This is a genomic window from Bradyrhizobium sp. CCBAU 53421, assembly GCF_015291625.1.
GTDB lineage: Bacteria > Pseudomonadota > Alphaproteobacteria > Rhizobiales > Xanthobacteraceae > Bradyrhizobium.
This window is the reverse complement of the sequence record NZ_CP030047.1, coordinates 7,289,682-7,310,396: the sequence shown is the minus strand read 5'-3', so window position 1 is coordinate 7,310,396 and position 20,715 is coordinate 7,289,682. Positions and strand designations below refer to the sequence as shown.

Here is a 20,715-nt window from a genome sequence, read left to right as displayed (position 1 = left end):
GATCTGCTCCGCGGACATTTCGAGGCTGACTGTGCATCTCGTCATAAGCTTCTACGATCCGAGCGCGAGAACGAATACGTCTTCCGTGGGGGTATCGAAAATGCCCCCGTCATCTTCGGCATCCCCCTAAGCACTGCTGCTCCGCGATTGTGGCCGTCGACGCGCGGCGAACCTCGTTCGCGCTCCAGACGATCACGGAGCTTTTCAGATGTCCGATCTGAACACGGATAAGCCGCCGCGGTACCTTCGTACGTCCGAAGCCGCGCGCTTTTTGAGTTTGTCCGGCCGCACTTTGGAAAAACATCGAACGTACGGAACCGGTCCGGAATACCACAAGATCGGCGGGCGTGTGGTCTACTCAGTAGCCGACCTGACAGCCTGGGCCAAACTGGGCAGGAAGAAATCGACCTCCGATCCCGGTGCCGGCACCGTACTGCCCGCAAAGCGGCATGCGCCAATTCCCTATGCTGGTAAAGAGCGGCGCTAGGCCATGTCCGTCAGCAAATCCCCAGCGCACTACCGCCGCCTCGAGCGTGAGCAGCTTGACTTGTTTCGTGCACTTCCTTGCGATCTCGCGCCGCGCCGGATCGCGAGTCCTACCCACCTTCCGACGCGGCGCATCCGCTTCACCAAGCCCGAAGCACACGGTTCCCAGTTCGAGCTTCAGGGAGCGGAGGCATGAGCGATCTCACCGAAGTGGAAGTGCTGTGGCTCGAAAAGCGTATTGAAAACCGCATTCGTTTCGGTCGCATTGTCAAAGAACGGAAGCTCGATCGCCACCGGCGTATCCTGTCATTTGCAGCTGGCGGCATCTTTGCCTTTGTCCGTTGGACCTCCAACGACTTTGGTACGGTCATTTCGCGGATCGACATCTTGCGCGCGGTCGCAGCGGGACAGCGCTGCTCGACCGTGCCCTATGTGACGCCGGGCGGAGAGATTTTGCTACGACTCTCCGGCTGGCCTAAGGTCGAACGGGTGCTGCAGATGATCGACGCGATCGATGCGCTGGGCATCGATCCGGCTGATGTAGCGCCCGATCATTGGCATCACGTTCACAATCGCCTGTCCGTCAACGAAAACCCGCGTCCATACACGAAGGGCCGCCACCAGGCTTGGCTCCATCGTCAAAGGGTGATGCGATGACGAGCCGCCTGTTGACGTTGGCCACGACGTTTGCCGTTGTCACCGCTCTTGTCGCGACGATCGCTCTGGAGCCGCTGCCGATCTACATTTGGAATGCATCGGCAAGCGTGCCGATCGGTCTCTATGGCTTACGACCAGCGAAGCACTTCTTTGTTACAGAGCTGGTCGCCGTTCAGCCGCCGGAACCGCTTGCGACCTTTCTCGACTTCAACGGCTATCTGCCGCTCGGCGTCCCTATGCTCAAGCGAGTCTTGGCGCTGCCCGGGCAGACGGTCTGCAGAAGCGGAACCGCGATTTCGGTCGACGACATTGCAATGGGCGAGGCGCGGGATCGCGACGGACGCGGCCGGCCGCTGCCGAAATGGCAGGGGTGCCGCGTCGTCGGAGACGGCGAGCTCTTTGTCATGAATTGGCAGTCGGACGGCTCCCTTGACGGCCGATATTTTGGACTTCTTCCGGCCTCGGCCGTGATCGGCCGTGCCATCCCGCTGTGGACGTGGGAGGACTGATCGTGCGGGTTTCACGTGGTCGCCACGCCATTCCTCTGTTCGATCGATTTGGGGACCATTCCTCCGTCCCGGTCAAGGTCTGCAAAGCCGACGCGTGCGGCGGCGGTCCAAGGCGGCCGAACGGCCGACGTGAAGCAGCTTTACGCTGGACGGGCGCGAACTCGCCATCTTTGGTTCGACCGGGCGTGCGTGTTTGCGCTGTCGTGTCACTGCTGCTCATTTTGACTGCGTCGCATAGTGTTGGTCTGACCGAGAATGGATCGACTACCGTTCGAGCGGTCTCTCAGACGAGCAAGCCGTTTGCAGCTTTCGTCTACGAAGCGTCAAAACGCTTTGCAGTTCCGGAAAACTTGATCAGTTCAGTCATTAGCATCGAAAGCGCTGGTGACGTACAAGCGAAGTCGCCAAAGGGCGCAATCGGCCTGATGCAGATCATGCCGGCGACCTGGGCGGAACTTCGCGAACGCTATCATCTCGGCAGCGATCCCTACGATCCGCGCAACAACATTCTGGCCGGCACGGCATATCTCCGCGAACTGCTGGACCGCTATGGTTCGCCCGGGGCGTTCGCCGCGTACAACGCGGGGCCAACTTGCTACGACGGGCATCTCGCGGGCGCTCCTTTGTCAGACGAGACGCGAGTATATGTGGCCAAGCTTGCAAATCTGCTTGGCATCGAACTGCCAGCAACTTGGGCCGCGAGCCAGCAGCCATCAGCAGCTGCGACGCTGTTCGTCGGGCGAATTGACCCAGTCAAGGCGGGCGATCGGAAGCCGACGTTCCTATTCTCGAGCGGCGCAACGACTGCAATCTGGTCGCGAGATGTTTTGCAGATGGTCCCCAAGGCCACTGACATGTTTGTCGCCCGGTCGAACTCGGGAGCAGGGCGATGATCAGCTGTGCGGCTTGGGAGGCGATCGCGTGGTTCAGCGAGGAAAACGGCCGGAAACCTGGGACTGGGGGCAACACGACGATATGCGTCCGCGTCCGGAGGCTGCACACGACGTCGTATCTTGACGTACTTAACGGCCTCACGTGGCAATTCTTCGAGCCAGAGAACTCCTACTCTGTGTGGGACTCAGCTATAGCAGCTTCCCCTTTTGCGATGGTCTCGGAGAGCAGCGCAGTATCCGTCCCGCTTCGCGAAGACTACGTAACCTCTATAACCCCATCACATCGTAATTTTAGAACGTCATGTAATATCGTTACAAAGGACGGCAATTGCAATTACTCGCGGTCTCATGTTCGTCGTTTAGCGATAGTCTGGCTTTGCTCAGGCGGTGCCAGCGGCAAGTCCCGCGGGGCTCCCGTTCCACGGCAGAAGCCCGTCGACCATGCGCTGCAGCATGCCGCGCAAGAATGCGTAAAGCTCGACGTGGTTGGGCATACACGTTGCAATGAGCGAACAGAGGATCGCCCGTCGCTCCCTACCGCCATCGTTCTCGTCGAAGAGATTGTTCTTGCGTCCGAACGCCACGGGTCGGATCGCCCGCTCGACGGAGTTCGTGTCAAGTTCGATGCAGCACTCATGGAGGAAGCGGGTCAATCCATCCCAGTGCGACAGTGCATAACCGATCGCTTCGCCGAGATTGCCGCGGCCGGGCAGTTGAGGAGGCTGCATCTCGAGCCAAGGGCGAAGGCTGTCAACGATCGGCTTGGCGAATGCGTGCCGCATCGCCAGCCGATGCGCCGCCGATTGACCATGCACCTGCGCTTCGACGGCATAGAGGCTAGCGATGCGCCGCAGGGCCTCGTGCGCGACGGGCATGTCCTCGGACACGGGCATGTCCTGGGACTGCGCAACTTCGTAGGACTTGCGCCTGGTGTACGCCCAACACGCGGCGAGGATGATGTTTCCGGCGTCAGTCAGCCGATAGAATCCTGCGTATCCGTCGACGTGCAGAATGCCTTTGAGATGCGTCAGATGCGCCGCCGGACGCTCCGCCTTCCGGTCGTGCGCGAACACATAAACTGCAGCCGGGGGCTCAGGCCCAGCCCAGCTCCATTGATCGCAGGCATACACCCACAGCCGTCCGGAACTTGGTGCGCCCTCGGCTCGGGGAGGACAAGAGCGCCGGACCGCTTGGACGGCCCTGTTTACCAACCTGATGAAGAGCATGCGACGGTCCAAGTGCCGAAGAAGGAACGCATGGACCCCGCCCGGTGAATGCGATCGCAAGCGCGGTGTGTGGAGACGTTTGCGTGTTGTCGATGCAGGGAGTCTGTCATGGCTGAAGTGCGAAGAGTCGAAGAAAAGCGTAGGAATGAGTTGACTTTGAACACCCGATTAGGAAGGCGAGATAAAAGGGGCTCGCCGGTCGAACCGCAAGCCATTGACATGGCTTGGGTTCTGGCGTGCCGGTCGGTCGCGGCGCGTGCCGCGCCTTGCATCTTTAACAATGCAATCAAGGACAATCTCGGCACTGTAGGCGCTTTCGCCCGCCTGGAGGGCCGCCTGTGACCGCGGCCGATAGCGACCTGCGTATTCGGCCTGGGCGCATTCGCAGCACGCGCACGCCGAAGCCGAAGAGCTTCATCAACCAGGTGCTGCGGGCGGCGAAGAAAGCAGGGCACACCTCGGGGCAGGCTGTGGCCGGCAGGCGTTCGGCGGCCTATGGGCGCTCGACGTTTGGCCGCGGGCGCCTCGCCTTCAGCCGCGCCAGATTGTTCAGCCCGACGCGGCGCGTTGTGGTGAAGGCGCGCGTGGTTCGGCATAAAGGGCGAGCCTTCCGTTCAGCATCACTGACCGCCCACCTCTCATATCTGAAGCGCGACGGCGTGACTCGGGGTGGTGAGCGGGCCGAGATGTTCGATGCGGGTAGCGACCGCGCCGATAGCGCGGCTTTCGCAGAACGGTGCAAGGACGACCGGCATCATTTCAGATTCATCGTCTCACCGGAGGATGCCGGCGACATGAACGACCTGCGCGCCTTTACCCGCGATCTCGCCACGCAGATGGAGACCGATCTCGCCACGCGGCTCGATTGGGTGGCTGTCGATCATTGGAATACCGACAACCCTCACGTCCATCTTCTCATTCGTGGAGTAGATAAGGACGGGGCGGATCTCGTGATCTCCCGCGACTACATCAGCAGGGGACTGCGCTCACGCGCCGAGGAACTGGTCGCCATCGAACTGGGGCCAAAACCGGAGCATGAGATTCGCAATTCGCTGGAGAGGGAAGTCACGGCGGAACGATGGACGCGGCTCGATCGGGAGATCCGGCTGATGGCAGACGAGACCGGCACTATCGATCTTCGCCCAGAGAATCCCGGCAGGTCCGACCCCGAGATCCGGCGCCTGATGGTCGGTCGCCTTCAACAACTGGAGAAGATGGGCCTGGCCGCATCCGCGCTACCTGGGGAATGGATGGTAGGGCTCGAGGCCGAGCGTAGCTTGCGCGACCTCGGCATGCGCGGCGATATCATCAAGACCGTGCACCGCGCCTTTACCGAGCGCGGGGAAGCGCGCGGCGTTGCCGACTTCGTCATCGACGGCGGACAGCCGACATCCCAGATTATCGGACGACTGGTCGATCGTGGATTGCACGACGAACTGACCGGCGAGGCCTACGCCACGATCGATGGAACAGACGGACGCGCTCACCACGTGCGCTTTCGAGGGCTCGAGGCCTTCGAACATGCGCCACCGGTCGGCGGCATCGTCGAAGTCCGACGCTTCGGTCAAGCCGGCGATCTGCGTCCCACCCTGGTGCTCGCGCCCCGTTCCGATATCGATCTTGGGGCGCAGGTCACCGCCAAGGGCGCGACCTGGCTCGACCACCGGCTCGTCGAACGCGATCCGATGCCGCTCGCCATGGGCGGATTCGGCCGTGAGACCCGCGATGCCATGGAAGCCCGGACCGAGCATCTGGTTCAGGAGGGCCTGGCTCGGCGGCAAGGCCAACGCGTCATCTTGCAGCGAGACCTCCTGAACACATTACGCCGACGCGAAGTCGAGGAGGTGGCAACAAAGGTGTCGGCCGACACCGGTCTACCTCACATGAAGGCCGCCTCCGGGGCGCATGTGGCGGGCACGTATCGCCAGCGACTGACGCTCACCTCGGGACGATTCGCCATGATCGATAATGGGCTCGGCTTCCAACTCGTGCCCTGGTCGCGTGAACTCGAAAAGAGGCTCGGCCGGCACGTCGCCGGCGTCGTGAAGGACGGCGGCGGCATCGAATGGGACCTTGGCCGCAAGCGCGACCTTGGCCTCTAGCAATCTCTCCAATTTAGTTGCGGAAGGGCGTTTGGGATGTCCGGAACCAAAATCCTCTGGGGACAGGTCATCGTTGTCGGCCTGATCGTTTTGTTGGCCATCTGGGGAGCCACCGAGTGGACGGCCTGGCGACTCGCTTGGCAACCGGAGCTTGGGCGGCCTTGGTTCGAACTATTGGGCTTCAAGATCTATTACCCGCCAATCTTCTTCTGGTGGTGGTTCGTCTACGACGCCTACGCGCCTCAAATCTTTGTCGAGGGGGCCTTCATCGCGGCGTCAGGGACCTTCGTGTCGATCGCGGTGGCGATCGGCATGTCGGTGTGGCGCGCGCGTGAAGCCAAGAACGTCGAAACCTATGGTTCGGCGCGCTGGGCTGATGCCGAAGAGGTTCGAGCGGCCGGACTTCTCGGTCCGGATGGCGTTGTGCTTGGCAAACTCGACCGCGACTACCTCCGCCATGACGGACCGGAACACGTACTGTGTTTTGCACCTACCCGGTCGGGCAAAGGTGTCGGTCTCGTCGTCCCCTCATTGTTGGCATGGTCGGGCTCGGCCATCGTCCACGACATCAAAGGTGAGAACTGGCAACTGACCGCGGGCTTTCGCTCTCGTCACGGCCGCGTCCTGCTGTTCGACCCGACCAATCCGAAGTCCTCAGCTTACAACCCGCTCATCGAGGTCCGGCGCGGGGAATGGGAGGTTCGCGACGTCCAGAACGTCGCCGACGTCCTGGTCGACCCCGAAGGCTCGCTCGACAAGCGGAACCATTGGGAGAAGACCAGTCATTCGCTTCTGGTCGGCGCCATACTCCATGTCCTCTATGCCGAGACAGACAAGACCTTGGCCGGCGTCGCAGCTTTTCTTTCCGACCCGAAGCGGCCGATCGAAGCCACTCTAAAGGCGATGATGACCGCTCGGCACCTCGGCGAGCAGGGCGCTCATCCCGTGGTCGCATCGACCGCGCGCGAACTCCTCAATAAGTCGGAAAATGAACGTTCTGGTGTCCTGTCCACGGCGATGTCGTTTCTCGGGCTGTACCGTGATCCCGTGGTGGCCCAGGTGACCTGCCGTTGCGATTGGCGGATCGCCGATCTGATCGCAGATAGCCACCCTACAACGTTGTATCTCGTAGTGCCGCCATCCGATATCTCACGGACCAAGCCGTTGATCCGTCTGGTGCTGAACCAGATTGGTCGTCGCCTAACCGAGGACCTGCACGCCTGCGACCGCCGGCATCGAGTCCTGATGATGCTCGACGAGTTCCCAGCGCTAGGGCGGCTCGATTTTTTCGAGTCCGCGCTCGCCTTCATGGCGGGGTACGGCATCAAGAGCTTCTTGATCGCGCAATCGCTCAATCAGATCGAGAAGGCCTATGGGCCTAACAACGCCATCCTCGACAACTGCCACGTCCGCGTCAGCTTCGCGACCAACGACGAGCGGACGGCCAAACGTGTGTCCGACGCCTTGGGTACGGCGACCGAGATGCGGGCCATGAAGAACTACGCCGGGCACAGGTTGAACCCTTGGCTCGGTCACCTCATGGTCTCGCGCCAGGAGACGGCAAGGCCGCTTTTGACCCCGGGCGAAGTCATGCAGCTTCCGCCGATGGACGAGATCGTCATGGTGGCGGGCACGCCGCCGATCCGGGCGAAGAAGGTCCGCTACTACGAGGATCGGCGATTCGCCGAGCGGGTTCTACCTCCCCCTGATCCGGCGAGGGCCGGCCGATCATCGCGAACGGACGGATGGTCAGCGCTCCGAACGCTAAAGCCGGCGGGAGGTTCAACTGACAAAGCCGCGGAGGCTGAGAAAGACACGGCGAACAGCGGGCTCCGTCGAGAGCCGGAACTCCCCGATCACGTCGCGATCGTCAAGGAAACGACCGAACCGACGCCGGCAGAGGAATTTGCTGCCGTTCTTGACGACGACGAGGATGCGGTCTGCCAGTCTCGACTTATGCAGACGCGTGGCGTCGCGCGTCAAGTCGCTATGGACCCGAATGACGGTATGGAGCTCTGAGGCAATATGCGCGACCGGATGAACGTGTATTTCCCGCCCGAGCTTCTGAGGCAAATTTCCGATCTTGCCGATCGCAAGAAGCTTTCGCGGTCTGCGATCGTGGAAGCGGCCGTCGCTTCGTTTCTGTCACCGGATGGAGCGGACAGGCGGGAGGCAGCATTTACCCGTCGTCTGGATCGGCTTTCCCGTCAGATGCAGAGGCTGGAACGTGACGTCGGTTTGACGGCCGAGACCTTGGCCCTCTTCATTCGTTTTTGGCTGACGATCACGCCACCGTTGCCCAACGATGCGCAAGCGGCCGCTCAAGCAAAGGGAAGGGAGCGCTTTGAGGGATTTGTCGAGGCGCTCGGGCGTCGTTTGCAAAAGGGGCAAAGCTTTCTGCGCGAGATTCCAGAAGATATCCGCCGTCAGGAATCGGCAGAAGAAGGCTGATTGAACCATGTCGATAGACCGTTTCGCCGCTCTTTCTTTTTCTACGCCAGCCTACTACCGCCGCGAGTTAACCGAACTGACAAAAGCTGGACGCGCTATCGGCTCGGGTGAGCTGAGAGCAAAGGGGCCAGCATGCAAATCTCAACAGCATGGCGTCGAATCGCGCGCGTTTTTCTCCCTTTTGCAGCTGGGTACTATCTCTCATATCTGTTTCGAACGATCAACGCTCTGATCGCCAGCCATCTCAGCTCGGACACCGGGCTTGGGACTGCTGACCTCGGGTTGCTTACGTCAGTCTATTTTCTTGTTCTCGCGGTGGCCCAGATCCCCGTCGGTTTATTGTTGGACCACTTTGGTCCGCGTCGCGTCCAGAGCGTTCTGCTCTTGCTCGCAGCAGTGGGCGGCGGACTGTTTTCGGTATCGACTGGCTTCCTGTCGCTTTTGATCGCGCGCGCAATGATCGGGCTTGGCGTAGCGGCGGCACTGACCGCAGGACTGAAGTCGATCATCCTTTGGTTCCCTAGGGAACGAGTTGCCTTGCTGAACGGCTATATGATCATGCTGGGATCGCTAGGAGCGGTGACCGCGACGGCTCCCGTCGAACACCTGCTGACTTCGATGGGCTGGCGGCAGCTCTTCGAGATTTTGGCAGTCGCGACCGCTACGACGGCCATTCTCATCTATCTCGTGGTGCCTGAACGAAGCGCAGCCCCATCAACAGCTTCCGCCACCCTGAGCTCCGTTTTCAGCGATCGGCGCTTTTGGCGAATGGCCCCATTGTCGGCGACTTGCATTGGATCGGCTTGGTCTCTGCAGGGATTATGGGCATCGCCATGGCTGACCGACGTAGAGGGGTTTGATCGCGCAAGCCTCGTGAGCCAGCTTTTCATTATGTCGATCGTACTTAGCGCGGGTGCCTGGTTGTTCGGTATGACGGTCCATTACGTCAAACGAAGGGGAATCGGGGCGGAGACAATATTGGCGATGGTTGCGGTACTATTTATCGCAGCCGAGTTTGCCTTGATCCTTCGAGCGTCTCTGCCATCTATCTTGCCCTGGTCTGTTGTCGCAATTGTCGGAACGGCAACCGTGGTTAGCTTCGCCGTGATAGCGGATTACTTTCCGCCGGAGCTTGCCGGTCGTGCCAACGGCGCCTTGAACGTCTTGCACTTTGGTTGGGCGTTCCTAGCACAATACGCGACAGGTCTTATCCTGGAGCAATGGTCTGCGAATGATGGCCATAGGCCCGTCCAAGCCTATCAAGTAGCGTTCGGTCTCAACGTAGCACTGCAGATCGTGACATTGCTCTGGTTCGCGCTGCCTTGGTTCCGGGCCTTTGCGTCATGGGTGGGTTCAATCTCTCTCGAGATGTCGGCTAGCGCCTTCGAACCTGTCGAGTCAGTTGGCTTGTACGAGAATTCGGCCATCCTCCTGCCTCCGGATGACGATGCGGAGTGGTGAGCAGCAACTCGCAGCGAACCCATACGATTGAGTAGGCGTCAAATATCGCCTCTCAATCTTTCTTTTTCTACGCCGGTCTACGATCATCGAAAGCGCTTGTTGCGCCAAGTCCATTGGTGCCTTTTCTAATCGTCCCCATCTGAGGGGCCCTCTGTGGAGGCCCTCATTCGGTGGGGGCGACGGTGGCAATCCATTCCTTTCAATCGGAGGCGAATTCGCGCGGTGCGCGAATGCTGCGTAGCGCGCTCGGCTCCGCGATTGCCAGCTACCTCGAAGACGAAGCGATCATCGAGGTGATGCTCAATCCGGATGGGCGGCTGTGGATCGACCGGTTGTCGCATGGCCTGACCGATACAGGCGAAACTCTGTCCGCAGTGGATGGCGAGCGCATTGTTCGCCTGGTTGCGCACCACGTAGGCGCCGAGGTGCATGCCGGCGCGCCACGGGTCTCGGCCGAATTGCCTGGGACCGGCGAACGCTTCGAGGGGCTCTTGCCCCCGGTCGTTGCAGCACCGGCCTTTGCTATCCGCAAGGCCGCCGTCGCCGTGTTTACGCTGGATGACTACGTCGCCAAAGAGATCATGACCCCGGAACAGGCCAACATCCTGAAGAGCGCAGTCGTCTCACGCAAGAACATCCTCGTCGCCGGCGGGACATCGACCGGCAAGACAACATTGACGAATGCGCTCTTGGCCGAGGTGGCAAAGACTTCTGATCGGGTCGTGCTGATCGAAGATACCCGCGAACTTCAGTGCAAAGCGCCCAATCTCGTCGCTTTGCGTACCAAAGATGGCGTGGCCACGCTATCGGACCTCGTTCGCTCCTCGCTGCGACTGCGTCCTGACCGAATTCCAGTCGGCGAAGTTCGCGGTGCCGAAGCACTCGATCTGCTCAAGGCTTGGGGCACCGGCCACCCCGGGGGCATCGGCACCATCCATGCGGGTACTGCGCTCGGTGCCCTGCGGCGGCTCGAGCAACTCATCCAGGAAGCCGTCATCACGGTTCCGCGCGCCTTGATCGCTGAGACCATCAACCTCGTTGCTGTGCTTGCGGGGCGCGGCGCTGACCGTCGCCTCGCTGAGCTTGCCCTCGTCACCGGGCTAGGGGCCGCCGGCGGCTACGACCTTTCATCAACAGGAGACTGACATGCGTTCGCAATTTCGTTTTCGTCGAGATGCCGCTTCACTGGCCATGTCCGGGATGCTTCTTTTGGCGTCGGCACCGGCATGGGCTGCCGGATCGAACATGCCGTGGGAACAGCCACTCAATCAGATCTTGCAGTCAGTTGAAGGTCCGGTCGCCAAGATCATCGCCGTCATCATCATTGTCGTGACCGGGCTCACGCTCGCGTTCGGAGACTCGTCAGGTGGTTTCCGCAGGCTGATCCAGATCGTGTTCGGTCTGTCGATCGCGTTTGCCGCCTCGAGTTTCTTCCTTTCGTTCTTCTCCTTCGGCGGCGGCGTGGTGATCTGATGGATGAACCGGTCACAGGCTTTGTCGTGCTCGTTCATCGCGCGCTCACTGAGCCAATCCTGATGGGCGGCGCGCCACGGTCGGTCGCGATCGTCAACGGCACGCTTGCTGCAGCCCTGGGGCTCGGACTTCGGCTCTGGATCGCGGGCCTTGTCCTCTGGTTCATCGGCCACATGGCCGCCGTCTGGGCCGCCAAGCGCGATCCTGCCTTTGTCGACGTCGTGCGCCGACATCTTCGCATTCCCGGCCATCTCAACACCTGAGCCCCCGATCATGATGAATCTCGCTGAATATCGCCGCTCCGACGCCCGTCTTGCCGACTTCCTGCCATGGGCAGCCCTGGTCGACGAGGGAATCATCCTGAACAAGGACGGGTCTTTCCAACGGACGGCGAAATTCCGCGGCCCCGACCTCGACAGCGCGGTGCCGGCTGAACTTGTCGCCGTCGCCGGCCGTCTGAACAACGCCCTGCGCCGCCTCGGATCAGGCTGGGCCGTATTCGTCGAGGCGCAGCGCCATTTTGCCGGGGCCTATCCTCCGAGCACATTTCCGGATGTCGCATCCGCACTGGTCGACGCCGAGCGCAGAGCTCAGTTTGAAGAGGCGGGTGCCCACTACGAGTCCAGCTACTTCTTGACCTTCCTCTATCTGCCCCCCGAGGAAGGAGCCGCCAAGGCAGAGCGACTTCTTTACGAGGGTCGCGACCGCGCCGTTGGGGCCGCTGCTCGCGAGGTACTCCGCGGTTTTATCGATCAAACCAACCGCGTGCTTCAACTCGTTGAAGGATTTATGCCCGAATGCGCCTGGCTCGATGATCAATACACGCTGACCTACCTGCACTCGACAATCTCGACCAAGCGTCATCGGGTTCGGGTGCCCGAAATTCCCATGTACATCGATGCGCTCTTGGCCGACCAGCCGTTGACCGGCGGGCTAGAGCCGATGTTGGGCTCAGCCAATCTTCGGGTCCTAACGATTGTTGGCTTTCCGGGCGCCACGACTCCGGGAATCCTAGACGACCTGAATCGCCTGCCATTCTCTTATCGTTGGTCGACCCGGGCGATCATGCTCGACAAGACCGACGCCACCAAGCTGCTGACCAAGATTCGGCGGCAGTGGTTCGCCAAGCGAAAGTCGATTGGCGCCATTCTCAAGGAGGTCATGACGAACGAGGCGTCGACGCTGCTCGATACCGACGCCCACAACAAGGCGCTTGATGCCGACGCGGCGTTGCAGGAACTGGGGTCCGATCAGATCGGACAGGCCTTTGTCACGACGAGCATCACCGTCTGGGACCGCGATCCTAGTGCTGCCGATGAAAAGTTGCGGCTGGTCGAGAAGGTCGTTCAGGGCCGTGATTTCACCTGCATGATCGAGACGGTGAACGCCGTCGAAGCCTGGCTCGGCAGTCTGCCCGGGCACGTCTACGCCAACGTGCGTCAGCCGCCGGTTTCGACCCTCAACCTCGCCCATATGATTCCGATTTCCGCCATATGGGCCGGCGAGGCGAGGGATCTGCACTTCAAGGGTCCGCCCCTCCTGTTCGGCAAGACCGAGGGATCGACCCCATTCCGATTCTCCCTCCACGTCGGCGACGTCGGCCATACCCTTGTGGTCGGACCGACGGGGGCCGGCAAGTCGGTACTGCTCGCTCTGATGGCACTGCAATTCCGCCGTTACCCGAACTCTCAGGTCTTTGCGTTCGATTTCGGTGGTTCGATCCGGGCGGCCGCGCTCGGCATGGGCGGCGACTGGCATGATTTGGGCGGCGCTTTGTCTGACGGAAGTGATCGGCCCGCCGCGCTGCAGCCGCTGGCCTGGATCGATGATCCTTCCGAGCGCGGATGGGCCACCGAATGGATCTGCGCGATCCTGGCACGGGAAAAGATCGAGATCACCCCGGAGGTCAAGGATCATCTGTGGTCGGCGCTGACGTCTCTCGCCTCGGCGCCGATGCAGGAACGCACCCTGACGGGGCTGTCAGTCCTCATCCAATCCAACTCCCTGAAACGTGCCCTGCAACCCTATTGCCTGGGTGGTCCCTCAGGGCGCCTGCTTGATGCCGAATTCGAGCGCCTTGGCGAAGCGTCGGTCCAGGCGTTTGAGACCGAAGGCTTGATCGGAACGAGCGCGGCGCCGGCCGTGCTGGCGTACCTCTTCCATCGTATTGGGGATCGTCTCGATGGTCGGCCGACACTCCTGATTGTCGATGAGGGTTGGCTTGCCCTCGATGACGAGGATTTCGCGGGGCAACTCCGGGAATGGCTCAAGACGCTTCGGAAAAAGAATGCCTCCGTCATCTTCGCCACCCAGTCGCTCTCGGATATCGACGGCTCCGCGATCGCGCCGGCGATCATCGAAAGCTGCCCAACTCGCTTGTTGCTGCCGAACGAACGGGCGATCGAACCGCAAATCACCGCCATCTACCGCCGCTTCGGCCTCAATGACCGCCAGATCGAGTTATTGAGTCGGGCAACGCCAAAACGCGACTATTACTGCCAGTCCCGCCGCGGCAACCGGATGTTCGAACTCGGGCTTGGTGAGGTTGCGCTCGCGTTCACTGCGGCCTCTTCCAAGACAGACCAGGCTGCCATTGCGCAGCTCCTCGCCGAACATGGACCTGACGGCTTCGTGCCGGCCTGGCTCCAGCACCGTGGCGTCGCCTGGGCCACAGATCTGATTCCCAATCTCGTCAATCTGGAGAAATCGCCATGAGGCGTCTAGCCCTATTGGCCGCAGCCGGCGTCACCGCGCTGGCGCTTGGCGTTACGATCCCCGCACGGGCGCTGATCGTTTTCGATCCCAACAACTACGTTCAGAATGTCCTGACCGCTGCGCGGGAGCTCCAGCAGATCAACAACCAGATCAACTCGTTGCAGAACGAGGCGCAGATGCTGATCAATCAAGCGAAGAATCTGGCGAGCTTGCCGTATTCGTCGCTGCAGCAACTGCAATCATCGATTCAGCGTACCCAGCAATTGCTGGTCCAGGCCCAGCGCATTGCTTACGACGTGCAGCAGATCGATCATGCCTTCTCGACAAGCTACGCGCCAGCGACCAGCAGCCAGTCGAACCAGTTGCTGGTCGCCAACGCTCAAGCGCGATGGCAAAATTCCTATGCCGCAACGCAAGACGCGCTTCGTGTCCAGGCCGGCATCGTTGCTAACCTCGACACCAATCGCATCCAGACATCCGCGCTCGTGACGTCAAGCCAGGGTGCCACTGGCGCTCTGCAGGCGACGCAGGCTGGCAATCAGATTCTCGCGCTTCAAGCGCAACAACTTGCCGATCTCACGGCGGCCGTGGCGGCGCAGGGCAGGGCGCAGAGCCTCGAAGCGGCGCAGCGCGCCGCGGCCCAGGATCAGGGTCGAGAGCAGCTCAAGCGCTTCCTGACACCAGGACAGGGCTATCAATCCTCCAATGTACAGATGTTCCACTGATGACCGACGTAAAGGCATTCAAGGCGCTGTCGCTGCTTACGACAATCGGCCTAGTGGCCGTCGCTGCCTGCACGATTCAGCTGCGCGGACTAGACGAGTCTCGGTCGGCACCGAAGGCGAAGCAAGGGACCGATGCAGCCGACTCCGACCTCGCACGCTGCCGCGGCGTTACTCTAGAGGAAACAGCGGGTTATCGGCATTGCAAGCAGATTTGGGACGAAAACCGGCGTCGCTTCTTTGGCAAAAGAACCGGCCCAGCAGACCCTGGCCAGAATGATTCCGCCGCAGGGCTGGCGCCCGCCCCAAAGGATCAGAGCCGGATCCCGCAAGCATATCCGCAACCGGCGACACCCGAGGCGGCCAAGCCATGACGGGTACCGGGATCATCGACCAATTCTTGGAAACGTTCACGCGTTATATCGATAACGGATTCGGGTTGCTGGGCAGTGACGTTGGGTATCTCGCGACGACACTCGCCGCGATCGACATCACTCTCGCTGCGTTGTTCTGGAGTTGGGGAACTGACGAGGACATCATCGCGCGGCTCGTCAAGAAGACCCTCTTCGTCGGCGTCCTTGCCTACCTCATCGGCAACTGGAACAGCCTGGCGCGCATCGTTTTCGAGAGCTTTGCCGGCCTTGGGCTGAAAGCGTCGGGTGCAAGCCTGTCCGCATCCGATTTCCTGAGGCCGGGAAAGATCGCCCAAGTCGGACTCGATGCCGGCCGACCGCTGCTCGATTCGATCTCGAACCTGATGGGTTACATCAGCTTTTTCGAGAATTTCGTTCAGATCGTTGTTCTCTTATTCGCGTGGGTCGTGGTGCTGCTCGCCTTCTTCATTTTGGCGATCCAGCTTTTCGTCACCCTGATCGAGTTCAAGCTTACGACGCTGGCCGGCTTCGTGCTCATTCCATTTGGTCTGTTTGGCAAGACCGCCTTTGCCGCTGAGCGGGTCCTGGGCAATGTAATATCTTCGGGGATAAAGGTTCTGGTCCTAGCTGTCATCGTCGGCATCGGTTCGACCCTGTTCTCGCAGTTCACCTCTGGTTTCCGAGGCGCTCAGCCGACCATTGAAGACGCAATGACGCTAGTGCTCGCGGCGCTCTCCCTGCTGGGCCTCGGCATCTTCGGTCCGGGTATTGCAAACGGCCTGGTATCCGGCGGACCGCAGCTCGGCGCCGGTGCGGCGATTGGAACGGGGTTGGCTGCTGGCGGGCTTGTTGCGGCAGGTGCTGGTGTAGCGGCCGGTGGTGCTGGTCTCGCTAGTGGCGCGATTGCAGGCGCCGCGCGCGGTGGCGGCGCTGTTCTAAGCGGAGCATCAGCCGCCTATCGAAGCGGCGGCCTTGCCGGCGTCGCGGAGGCTGGCGCTTCGGCTGCCATGAGTCCTTTGCGTCGCGCAGCGGCTGCCTTCGGAGGTGAGCAAGCGGGCGAAAGGGCCGCGAGCACCTCGGCCGAGGGGCAGCCTGATTGGGCGCGCCGGATGAAGCGTGCCGAGACTATTCGGCATGGTGCTTCGGCTGCCGGCCACGCCGTCCGCTCGGGCGATCACGGTGGCAGCGGCTCCTCCGTCGATTTGTCCGAAGGAGAGCGCTGAGACGCACCACTGCACCTACGCCGCACATCAGCACCTCAAACCCTTCCATCGCCCGACGTGAAACCGATCACTCGATACCAGGGTAACCATCGATGTTCAAACGAACTTCCGTTCACTACGGGCGCATGCCCGCACCGGTCACGCCGTATCAGAAAGCAGCTCAGGTTTGGGACGAACGCATTGGATCAGCGCGCGTGCAAGCCAAGAACTGGCGCCTGATGGCATTCGGCTGCTTGATGCTGTCAGCCGGTCTCGCTGGTGGGCTTGTCTGGCAGTCGAATCAAGGCTCGATCACACCCTGGGTGGTCGAAGTCGACCATCTTGGCCAGGCCCAAAGGGTCGCGCCGGCCAACATCGACTATCAACCCACTGATGCACAGATCGCCTACCATCTGGCGCGCTTTATCGAGGATGTCAGGGGCCTTCCGGCCGACGGCATCGTTCTGCGCCAAAACTGGCTCCGGGCATACGATTTTGCGACCGATCGCGGCGCCGCTGCGCTCAACGACTACGCGCGCAACAATGACCCTTTTGCCAAACTGGGTAAGGCGCAAATCTCCGTCGACGTGTCGAGCGTCATTCGCGCGTCTTCAGAAAGCTTTCGGATCGCATGGATCCAACGCACCTACGATAACGGCTCGCTGAGTTCGACCGAGCGCTGGACTGCAATTCTCACCGTCGTGATCGAGATGCCGCGCGATGCCGAACGCCTGCGCAAGAATCCCCTTGGCGTCTATGTCCGCGCCATCAACTGGTCAAAGGAGTTGAGTCAGTGACCAAGACCCCGTCTGACGTTTATTCGAAGCGTCCTATCGTGCTGAGTAGGTGCAATTCGACTTGGTCCGAGTTCGTGACATCGAAGCGAGCATTTCTATCCGCTCTTCTGCTTTGTTCGTCGGCGCTCGGTGGGTGCGCGACCTACATCCCGCCACGGATCAGCTATGACGCGGAAATCCCGCCGCTGCCGGCGCTGCCAGCGCCTCTGGATGACAAGTCGCGACCGCTCCACGTTCCGCCGCTCTGGAAGCCGGCTCTCGGCGGCAAGTCAGGTGGGAAGGAAGAGCCCGAACCTGTGAGCCGGGTTGAGACGGCAAACAGCGCAGCCAGGGTCGAACCGCGCAAGCGGGGATATTTCAACGCAGCGCAGATCTACGCCTACAGTCCCGGGGCGCTCTATCAGATCTATGCCGCGCCGGGGCAGATCACGGACATCGCGCTCGAGGAGGGAGAGCAACTGACGGGATCAGGGCCCATCGCGGCCGGAGATACCGTACGCTGGGTCGTAGGCGATACCGAGAGCGGGAGCGGCGATACGCGACGCGTCCATATCCTGGTCAAGCCGACCCGCGCATCGATCGAGACCAACCTCATTGTCAATACCGACCGGCGCACCTACCTGATTGAGCTCCGCTCCCGCGAGCGGCCATATATGCCGTCTGTTGCCTGGTACTATCCCGAAACAGCGCGCGAACGATCCCGTTCAGTCGCTCTGAGACCCATTCTTCCGGATCCAGGGCAGCGTATCTCCCGCTATGCCATTGAAGGGGACAGTCCACCCTGGCGGCCGCTCGCCGCATACGACGATGGCCGCAAGGTCTACGTCGAATTCCCTAAAGGTATCGTCCAGGGAGAGATGCCACCGCTCTTTGTCATCGGCCCTGACGGGAAGACCGAGCTCGTCAACTATCGCGCCTACGGTAACGTGTTGATCGTCGATCGGCTGTTTGCAGCAGCTGAACTGCGGCTCGGCGGTGAGCGTCAGCAAAAGGTCAGGATTGTCAGGACCGACGGGAGGCCGTCGTCATGAACAGCCGGAGTGGAAACGATCACGAGCAAGCAGATTCGCCGGAGACACAAGAGGAGCAGTCCAAAAGCTTCCGACTGAGAGCGGAGCATCCGCGCGTGACACGGTTGTCGCGAAAAGTCCTGGCCGGAGGGAGCGCGCTTGCCTTCTTTGTCATTGGTGGAGCAGTCCTGTGGTCGCTGCAGAACAATCGTCCCCGAAACCAGGCGGCCGAGGAACTCTACAGCACTGACCATCACAATGTTGCCGACGGCCTTACGACGCTGCCGAAGGACTATGCTGGCGTTCCGCGCCAGCCAATCCCGCAGCTTGGTCCGCCACTCCCTGGCGACCTCGGTCGGCCAATCCTTGCTGCCCAAGGCCAGTCGCCGGCGATCGGGCCTGATGCGGAACAGCAGCGCCGGGACCAGGAGACCGAGGCCGCCCGCATTAGCCATTTGTTCGCTGCGACCAAGGGAGGAGAAGGACGTCCGCCTGCCGCTGCGGCTGTTGAAGGCGACCGCGTCGCGTCGCCGAACTTATCGAGCACTGGCGACGACGGATTTGCGCAGAACGGTCAAGACCGAAAGCTTGCCTTCGTGAATGCTTCTGTGGACCGTCGCACGGTCAGCCCCGACCGCATCACCAAGCCGGCTTCACCATATGTCGTGCAGGCTGGGACGGTCATTCCGGCAGCCCTGACTACCGGGATCCGATCGGACCTGCCAGGCCAAATTACCGCGCAGGTCACCGAGAATGTTTTTGACACGCCGACCGGCCGCTTTCTGCTTGTGCCTCAGGGAGCGCGTCTGATCGGCACGTACGATAGTCAAGTTACTTTCGGCCAGTCCCGTGTCCTACTGGTCTGGACGCGGCTGATTATGCCGAATGGACATTCTATCGTTCTCGAGCGGCAGCCTGGCGCTGATAGCGCTGGCTATGCGGGTCTGGAAGACCAAGTCGACAATCACTGGACAGAGCTATTCAAGGCTGCGGCACTATCGACGTTTCTGGCGGTCGGGACCGAACTAGGGGCTGGCTCGGACACCAATAGCAACGACAGCGCCATCATCCAGGCGTTGCGACACGGCGCCTCCGACTCACTAAACCAAACCGGACAGCAGGTGGTTCGACGCAGTCTCAACATCCAGCCTACTCTGACCGTGCGGCCTGGCTTCCCGGTCCGTGTTCTTGTCAATCGTGATCTCATAGTTACGCCGTATAGAGGGTGACAGCATGCCAAAGCTCAAAATAGGAGAGCTTCCAGACGACAAGCCGGTCAAAGTGAGTACGGAGCTGCCGGCGGCCGTGCATCGTGATCTCATTGCATATGCAGAGGCCCTTACGCTTCAAGGCGGTCAAGTGGTCGAACCGACTAAGCTAATCGCTCCCATGTTAGCGCGCTTTATGGCCACGGATCGTGGGTTTTCTAAACTGAAACGTCAGGGCGACGTACCGGTCGCCGGCGAAGACAGTGATGCCCAAGGTTTTTCGAAGCTGTCGCGCGACGCTGAATAGTTGCGAAGCATAAACCTAGGCGCCGCCGAGTTTGGCCCCAACAGCTGACATATCGTGTGGGAATGTGTGTTTCCAAGTCTGCCGAAACAACTCCGGCAAATCAGGTTTCTCCATTCTCAATGCGAGGGCGCTGGGCGTCGATGGGCCGCTATTCGGTTACCTTCAGGCGCGTTACACTGCTCCGGCCATCTACGCTGATGGGCACGTCACCATCGATCGTGGCCCGACGTACGACGCGATGCTGGTCACCGTAATCGTTGACCGCGTAATGCTGTGTTGCGCGATTGTCCCATATCGCGATATCGCCCTCTAGCCAGTTCCAGCGCACAGTATTTTCGGGCGCGGTGACGTGAGACTGGAACAGATCGAACAGCTTTTGTCCGTCGTACTTGGGGACCCCAATAAAGTGCTTCACTAAGGCGCCGAGCACCAGCGCCCGCTCGCCTGTTTCGGGGTGGACGCGCACGACGGGATGCTCGGTCTCAAAAACCGTTCTGGTGAACACCTCGTCAAAGTGTCTCTTGTCGACCTCGCGGACGCGCGCGATTCCGGCGTAATCGAAAACGTTGCTGTGAACGGCCCATAGTTCCTCTGCAAGCCGCTGTAGCGGTGCCGGTAGATCAAGATAAGCGGCCGCTGTGTTCGACCACACGGTGTCGCCTCCGAACGTTGGCATTACAACGGCTCGTAGGACCAAAGTTTTGGGATAGGCGTCGGCGAAGGTCCCATCCGCATGCCAAACATCGGCGCGACCGCCGCCGCGACTGGAGTCCAGTTCGAGGAGCGACGCCATTCCCTTGGTAGGACCGAGCATCGGATGGGGAACTAGCTTTCCAAGGCGAGCGGCAAAGCGCTCCTGCTCGGCGTCGTTGAGATGTCCTTGATTGCGGAAGAAGATCACCTTGTGCTCGAGCAACAAGCTGTTAATCGCGGCGATCGTGTGGTCCGGTAGATCGCCCGATAGCTTGATATTTTTGACTTCGGCACCGATGCGCGCTGCACGCTTCACAACATCGGTGCCTGAAATGACGTCACCGATCAAAGCCGTTGTGCTCATGTTGTTTTTCCAAGCCAACTCGCAGTGTCTTCTTCGCCTCTCGGTAGCGAATGATTCCAGCAAGC

22 protein-coding genes are annotated in these 20,715 nt (G+C 60.9%); 20 read left to right on the top strand and 2 right to left on the bottom strand.

Annotation, left to right across the window (positions count from 1 at the left end; genetic code table 11):
- The first annotated feature begins 208 nt into the window (after positions 1-208).
- The 4 genes from XH92_RS34330 to XH92_RS34315 all read left to right on the top strand — a co-directional run bounded on the left by XH92_RS34330 (position 209) and on the right by XH92_RS34315 (position 2,545).
- Positions 209-487, top strand: a complete 279-nt coding sequence (locus XH92_RS34330) for an AlpA family transcriptional regulator (protein ID WP_075968518.1) — start codon at positions 209-211, stop codon at positions 485-487.
- 191 nt (positions 488-678) lie between these two features.
- Positions 679-1,143 carry a DUF2840 domain-containing protein gene (locus XH92_RS34325; RefSeq protein ID WP_194456097.1) on the top strand — a complete coding sequence of 155 codons (465 nt, stop codon included), beginning with the start codon at positions 679-681 and terminating at the stop codon, positions 1,141-1,143.
- Positions 1,140-1,652 carry a S26 family signal peptidase gene (locus XH92_RS34320; protein ID WP_194456096.1) on the top strand — a complete coding sequence of 171 codons (513 nt, stop codon included), beginning with the start codon at positions 1,140-1,142 and terminating at the stop codon, positions 1,650-1,652. Before XH92_RS34325 ends, XH92_RS34320 begins: the two co-directional genes overlap by 4 nt.
- Positions 1,653-1,855: 203 nt before the next feature.
- Positions 1,856-2,545 carry a lytic transglycosylase domain-containing protein gene (locus XH92_RS34315; RefSeq protein WP_194456095.1) on the top strand — a complete coding sequence of 230 codons (690 nt, stop codon included), beginning with the start codon at positions 1,856-1,858 and terminating at the stop codon, positions 2,543-2,545.
- 380 nt (positions 2,546-2,925) lie between these two features.
- Here the strand turns inward: XH92_RS34315 and XH92_RS34310 are convergent, their stop codons facing one another.
- Positions 2,926-3,771 (bottom strand): IS66 family transposase, encoded by an 846-nt coding sequence (locus XH92_RS34310; protein WP_246787835.1) that lies wholly within the window; start codon positions 3,769-3,771, stop codon positions 2,926-2,928.
- 108 nt (positions 3,772-3,879) lie between these two features.
- Here XH92_RS34310 and XH92_RS34305 point away from each other — a divergent pair, with 108 nt between their 5' ends.
- The 16 genes from XH92_RS34305 (at position 3,880) to XH92_RS34230 (ending at position 19,593) form a co-directional block, all read left to right on the top strand.
- On the top strand, positions 3,880-4,113 hold the full coding sequence (locus XH92_RS34305; RefSeq protein WP_194456093.1) for a hypothetical protein: 234 nt from the start codon (positions 3,880-3,882) through the stop codon (positions 4,111-4,113).
- A complete protein-coding gene (locus XH92_RS34300) occupies positions 4,110-5,873 on the top strand; it encodes a DUF3363 domain-containing protein (RefSeq protein ID WP_194456092.1) in 1,764 nt (587 codons plus the stop codon). Before XH92_RS34305 ends, XH92_RS34300 begins: the two co-directional genes overlap by 4 nt.
- Before the next feature lie 36 nt (positions 5,874-5,909).
- Positions 5,910-7,892 (top strand): conjugal transfer protein TraG, encoded by a 1,983-nt coding sequence (locus XH92_RS34295; RefSeq protein ID WP_194456091.1) that lies wholly within the window; start codon positions 5,910-5,912, stop codon positions 7,890-7,892.
- Between the two features lie 6 nt (positions 7,893-7,898).
- Complete coding sequence (locus XH92_RS34290) at positions 7,899-8,324, top strand: CopG family transcriptional regulator (RefSeq protein ID WP_194456090.1); 426 nt, start codon at positions 7,899-7,901, stop codon at positions 8,322-8,324.
- Between the two features lie 132 nt (positions 8,325-8,456).
- Positions 8,457-9,785, top strand: coding sequence for a nitrate/nitrite transporter (locus XH92_RS34285; RefSeq protein WP_194456089.1), 1,329 nt, complete (start codon positions 8,457-8,459; stop codon positions 9,783-9,785).
- A gap of 230 nt (positions 9,786-10,015) precedes the next feature.
- The gene (gene trbB / locus XH92_RS34280; RefSeq protein ID WP_194461549.1) at positions 10,016-10,930 is read left to right on the top strand and encodes a P-type conjugative transfer ATPase TrbB; all 915 of its coding nucleotides are present in this window, start codon (positions 10,016-10,018) and stop codon (positions 10,928-10,930) included.
- 1 nt (position 10,931) lies between these two features.
- Positions 10,932-11,258, top strand: a complete 327-nt coding sequence (locus tag XH92_RS34275) for a TrbC/VirB2 family protein (protein WP_194456088.1) — start codon at positions 10,932-10,934, stop codon at positions 11,256-11,258.
- A complete protein-coding gene (locus XH92_RS34270; protein ID WP_194456087.1) occupies positions 11,258-11,521 on the top strand; it encodes a VirB3 family type IV secretion system protein in 264 nt (87 codons plus the stop codon). Before XH92_RS34275 ends, XH92_RS34270 begins: the two co-directional genes overlap by 1 nt.
- A 10-nt stretch (positions 11,522-11,531) precedes the next feature.
- Complete coding sequence (gene trbE, locus XH92_RS34265; protein WP_194456086.1) at positions 11,532-13,973, top strand: conjugal transfer protein TrbE; 2,442 nt, start codon at positions 11,532-11,534, stop codon at positions 13,971-13,973.
- Positions 13,970-14,698 (top strand): P-type conjugative transfer protein TrbJ, encoded by a 729-nt coding sequence (gene trbJ, locus XH92_RS34260; RefSeq protein WP_194456085.1) that lies wholly within the window; start codon positions 13,970-13,972, stop codon positions 14,696-14,698. The genes trbE and trbJ overlap by 4 nt, the downstream gene beginning before the upstream one ends.
- Positions 14,698-15,069, top strand: coding sequence for a putative entry exclusion protein TrbK-alt (gene trbK-alt, locus XH92_RS34255; protein WP_194456084.1), 372 nt, complete (start codon positions 14,698-14,700; stop codon positions 15,067-15,069). Before trbJ ends, trbK-alt begins: the two co-directional genes overlap by 1 nt.
- The gene (trbL, locus tag XH92_RS34250) at positions 15,066-16,292 is read left to right on the top strand and encodes a P-type conjugative transfer protein TrbL (protein ID WP_194456083.1); all 1,227 of its coding nucleotides are present in this window, start codon (positions 15,066-15,068) and stop codon (positions 16,290-16,292) included. The genes trbK-alt and trbL overlap by 4 nt, the downstream gene beginning before the upstream one ends.
- Positions 16,293-16,384: 92 nt before the next feature.
- On the top strand, positions 16,385-17,068 hold the full coding sequence (trbF, locus tag XH92_RS34245; RefSeq protein WP_194456082.1) for a conjugal transfer protein TrbF: 684 nt from the start codon (positions 16,385-16,387) through the stop codon (positions 17,066-17,068).
- On the top strand, positions 17,065-18,099 hold the full coding sequence (trbG, locus tag XH92_RS34240) for a P-type conjugative transfer protein TrbG (protein ID WP_194456081.1): 1,035 nt from the start codon (positions 17,065-17,067) through the stop codon (positions 18,097-18,099). The genes trbF and trbG overlap by 4 nt, the downstream gene beginning before the upstream one ends.
- The gene (locus XH92_RS34235) at positions 18,096-19,307 is read left to right on the top strand and encodes a TrbI/VirB10 family protein (protein WP_194456080.1); all 1,212 of its coding nucleotides are present in this window, start codon (positions 18,096-18,098) and stop codon (positions 19,305-19,307) included. Before trbG ends, XH92_RS34235 begins: the two co-directional genes overlap by 4 nt.
- A gap of 4 nt (positions 19,308-19,311) precedes the next feature.
- Positions 19,312-19,593, top strand: coding sequence for a DUF2274 domain-containing protein (locus tag XH92_RS34230; RefSeq protein WP_194456079.1), 282 nt, complete (start codon positions 19,312-19,314; stop codon positions 19,591-19,593).
- 148 nt (positions 19,594-19,741) lie between these two features.
- Here the strand turns inward: XH92_RS34230 and XH92_RS34225 are convergent, their stop codons facing one another.
- Positions 19,742-20,650 carry a TauD/TfdA family dioxygenase gene (locus tag XH92_RS34225; RefSeq protein ID WP_194456078.1) on the bottom strand — a complete coding sequence of 303 codons (909 nt, stop codon included), beginning with the start codon at positions 20,648-20,650 and terminating at the stop codon, positions 19,742-19,744.
- Between the last annotated feature and the right edge of the window lie 65 nt (positions 20,651-20,715).

Bases quoted from the DNA above. Each gene is read 5' to 3' on its own strand.
- XH92_RS34330 (WP_075968518.1), top strand. From the start codon at position 209: ATGTCCGATCTGAACACGGATAAGCCGCCGCGGTACCTTCGTACGTCC.
- XH92_RS34325 (WP_194456097.1), top strand. From the start codon at position 679: ATGAGCGATCTCACCGAAGTGGAAGTGCTGTGGCTCGAAAAGCGTATT.
- XH92_RS34320 (WP_194456096.1), top strand. From the start codon at position 1,140: ATGACGAGCCGCCTGTTGACGTTGGCCACGACGTTTGCCGTTGTCACC.
- XH92_RS34310 (WP_246787835.1), bottom strand. From the start codon at position 3,771: ATGCTCTTCATCAGGTTGGTAAACAGGGCCGTCCAAGCGGTCCGGCGC.
- XH92_RS34305 (WP_194456093.1), top strand. From the start codon at position 3,880: ATGGCTGAAGTGCGAAGAGTCGAAGAAAAGCGTAGGAATGAGTTGACT.
- XH92_RS34295 (WP_194456091.1), top strand. From the start codon at position 5,910: ATGTCCGGAACCAAAATCCTCTGGGGACAGGTCATCGTTGTCGGCCTG.
- XH92_RS34290 (WP_194456090.1), top strand. From the start codon at position 7,899: ATGCGCGACCGGATGAACGTGTATTTCCCGCCCGAGCTTCTGAGGCAA.
- XH92_RS34285 (WP_194456089.1), top strand. From the start codon at position 8,457: ATGCAAATCTCAACAGCATGGCGTCGAATCGCGCGCGTTTTTCTCCCT.
- trbB (WP_194461549.1), top strand. From the start codon at position 10,016: ATGCTGCGTAGCGCGCTCGGCTCCGCGATTGCCAGCTACCTCGAAGAC.
- XH92_RS34275 (WP_194456088.1), top strand. From the start codon at position 10,932: ATGCGTTCGCAATTTCGTTTTCGTCGAGATGCCGCTTCACTGGCCATG.
- XH92_RS34270 (WP_194456087.1), top strand. From the start codon at position 11,258: ATGGATGAACCGGTCACAGGCTTTGTCGTGCTCGTTCATCGCGCGCTC.
- trbE (WP_194456086.1), top strand. From the start codon at position 11,532: ATGATGAATCTCGCTGAATATCGCCGCTCCGACGCCCGTCTTGCCGAC.
- trbJ (WP_194456085.1), top strand. From the start codon at position 13,970: ATGAGGCGTCTAGCCCTATTGGCCGCAGCCGGCGTCACCGCGCTGGCG.
- trbK-alt (WP_194456084.1), top strand. From the start codon at position 14,698: ATGACCGACGTAAAGGCATTCAAGGCGCTGTCGCTGCTTACGACAATC.
- trbL (WP_194456083.1), top strand. From the start codon at position 15,066: ATGACGGGTACCGGGATCATCGACCAATTCTTGGAAACGTTCACGCGT.
- trbF (WP_194456082.1), top strand. From the start codon at position 16,385: ATGTTCAAACGAACTTCCGTTCACTACGGGCGCATGCCCGCACCGGTC.
- XH92_RS34235 (WP_194456080.1), top strand. From the start codon at position 18,096: ATGAACAGCCGGAGTGGAAACGATCACGAGCAAGCAGATTCGCCGGAG.
- XH92_RS34230 (WP_194456079.1), top strand. From the start codon at position 19,312: ATGCCAAAGCTCAAAATAGGAGAGCTTCCAGACGACAAGCCGGTCAAA.
- XH92_RS34225 (WP_194456078.1), bottom strand. From the start codon at position 20,650: ATGAGCACAACGGCTTTGATCGGTGACGTCATTTCAGGCACCGATGTT.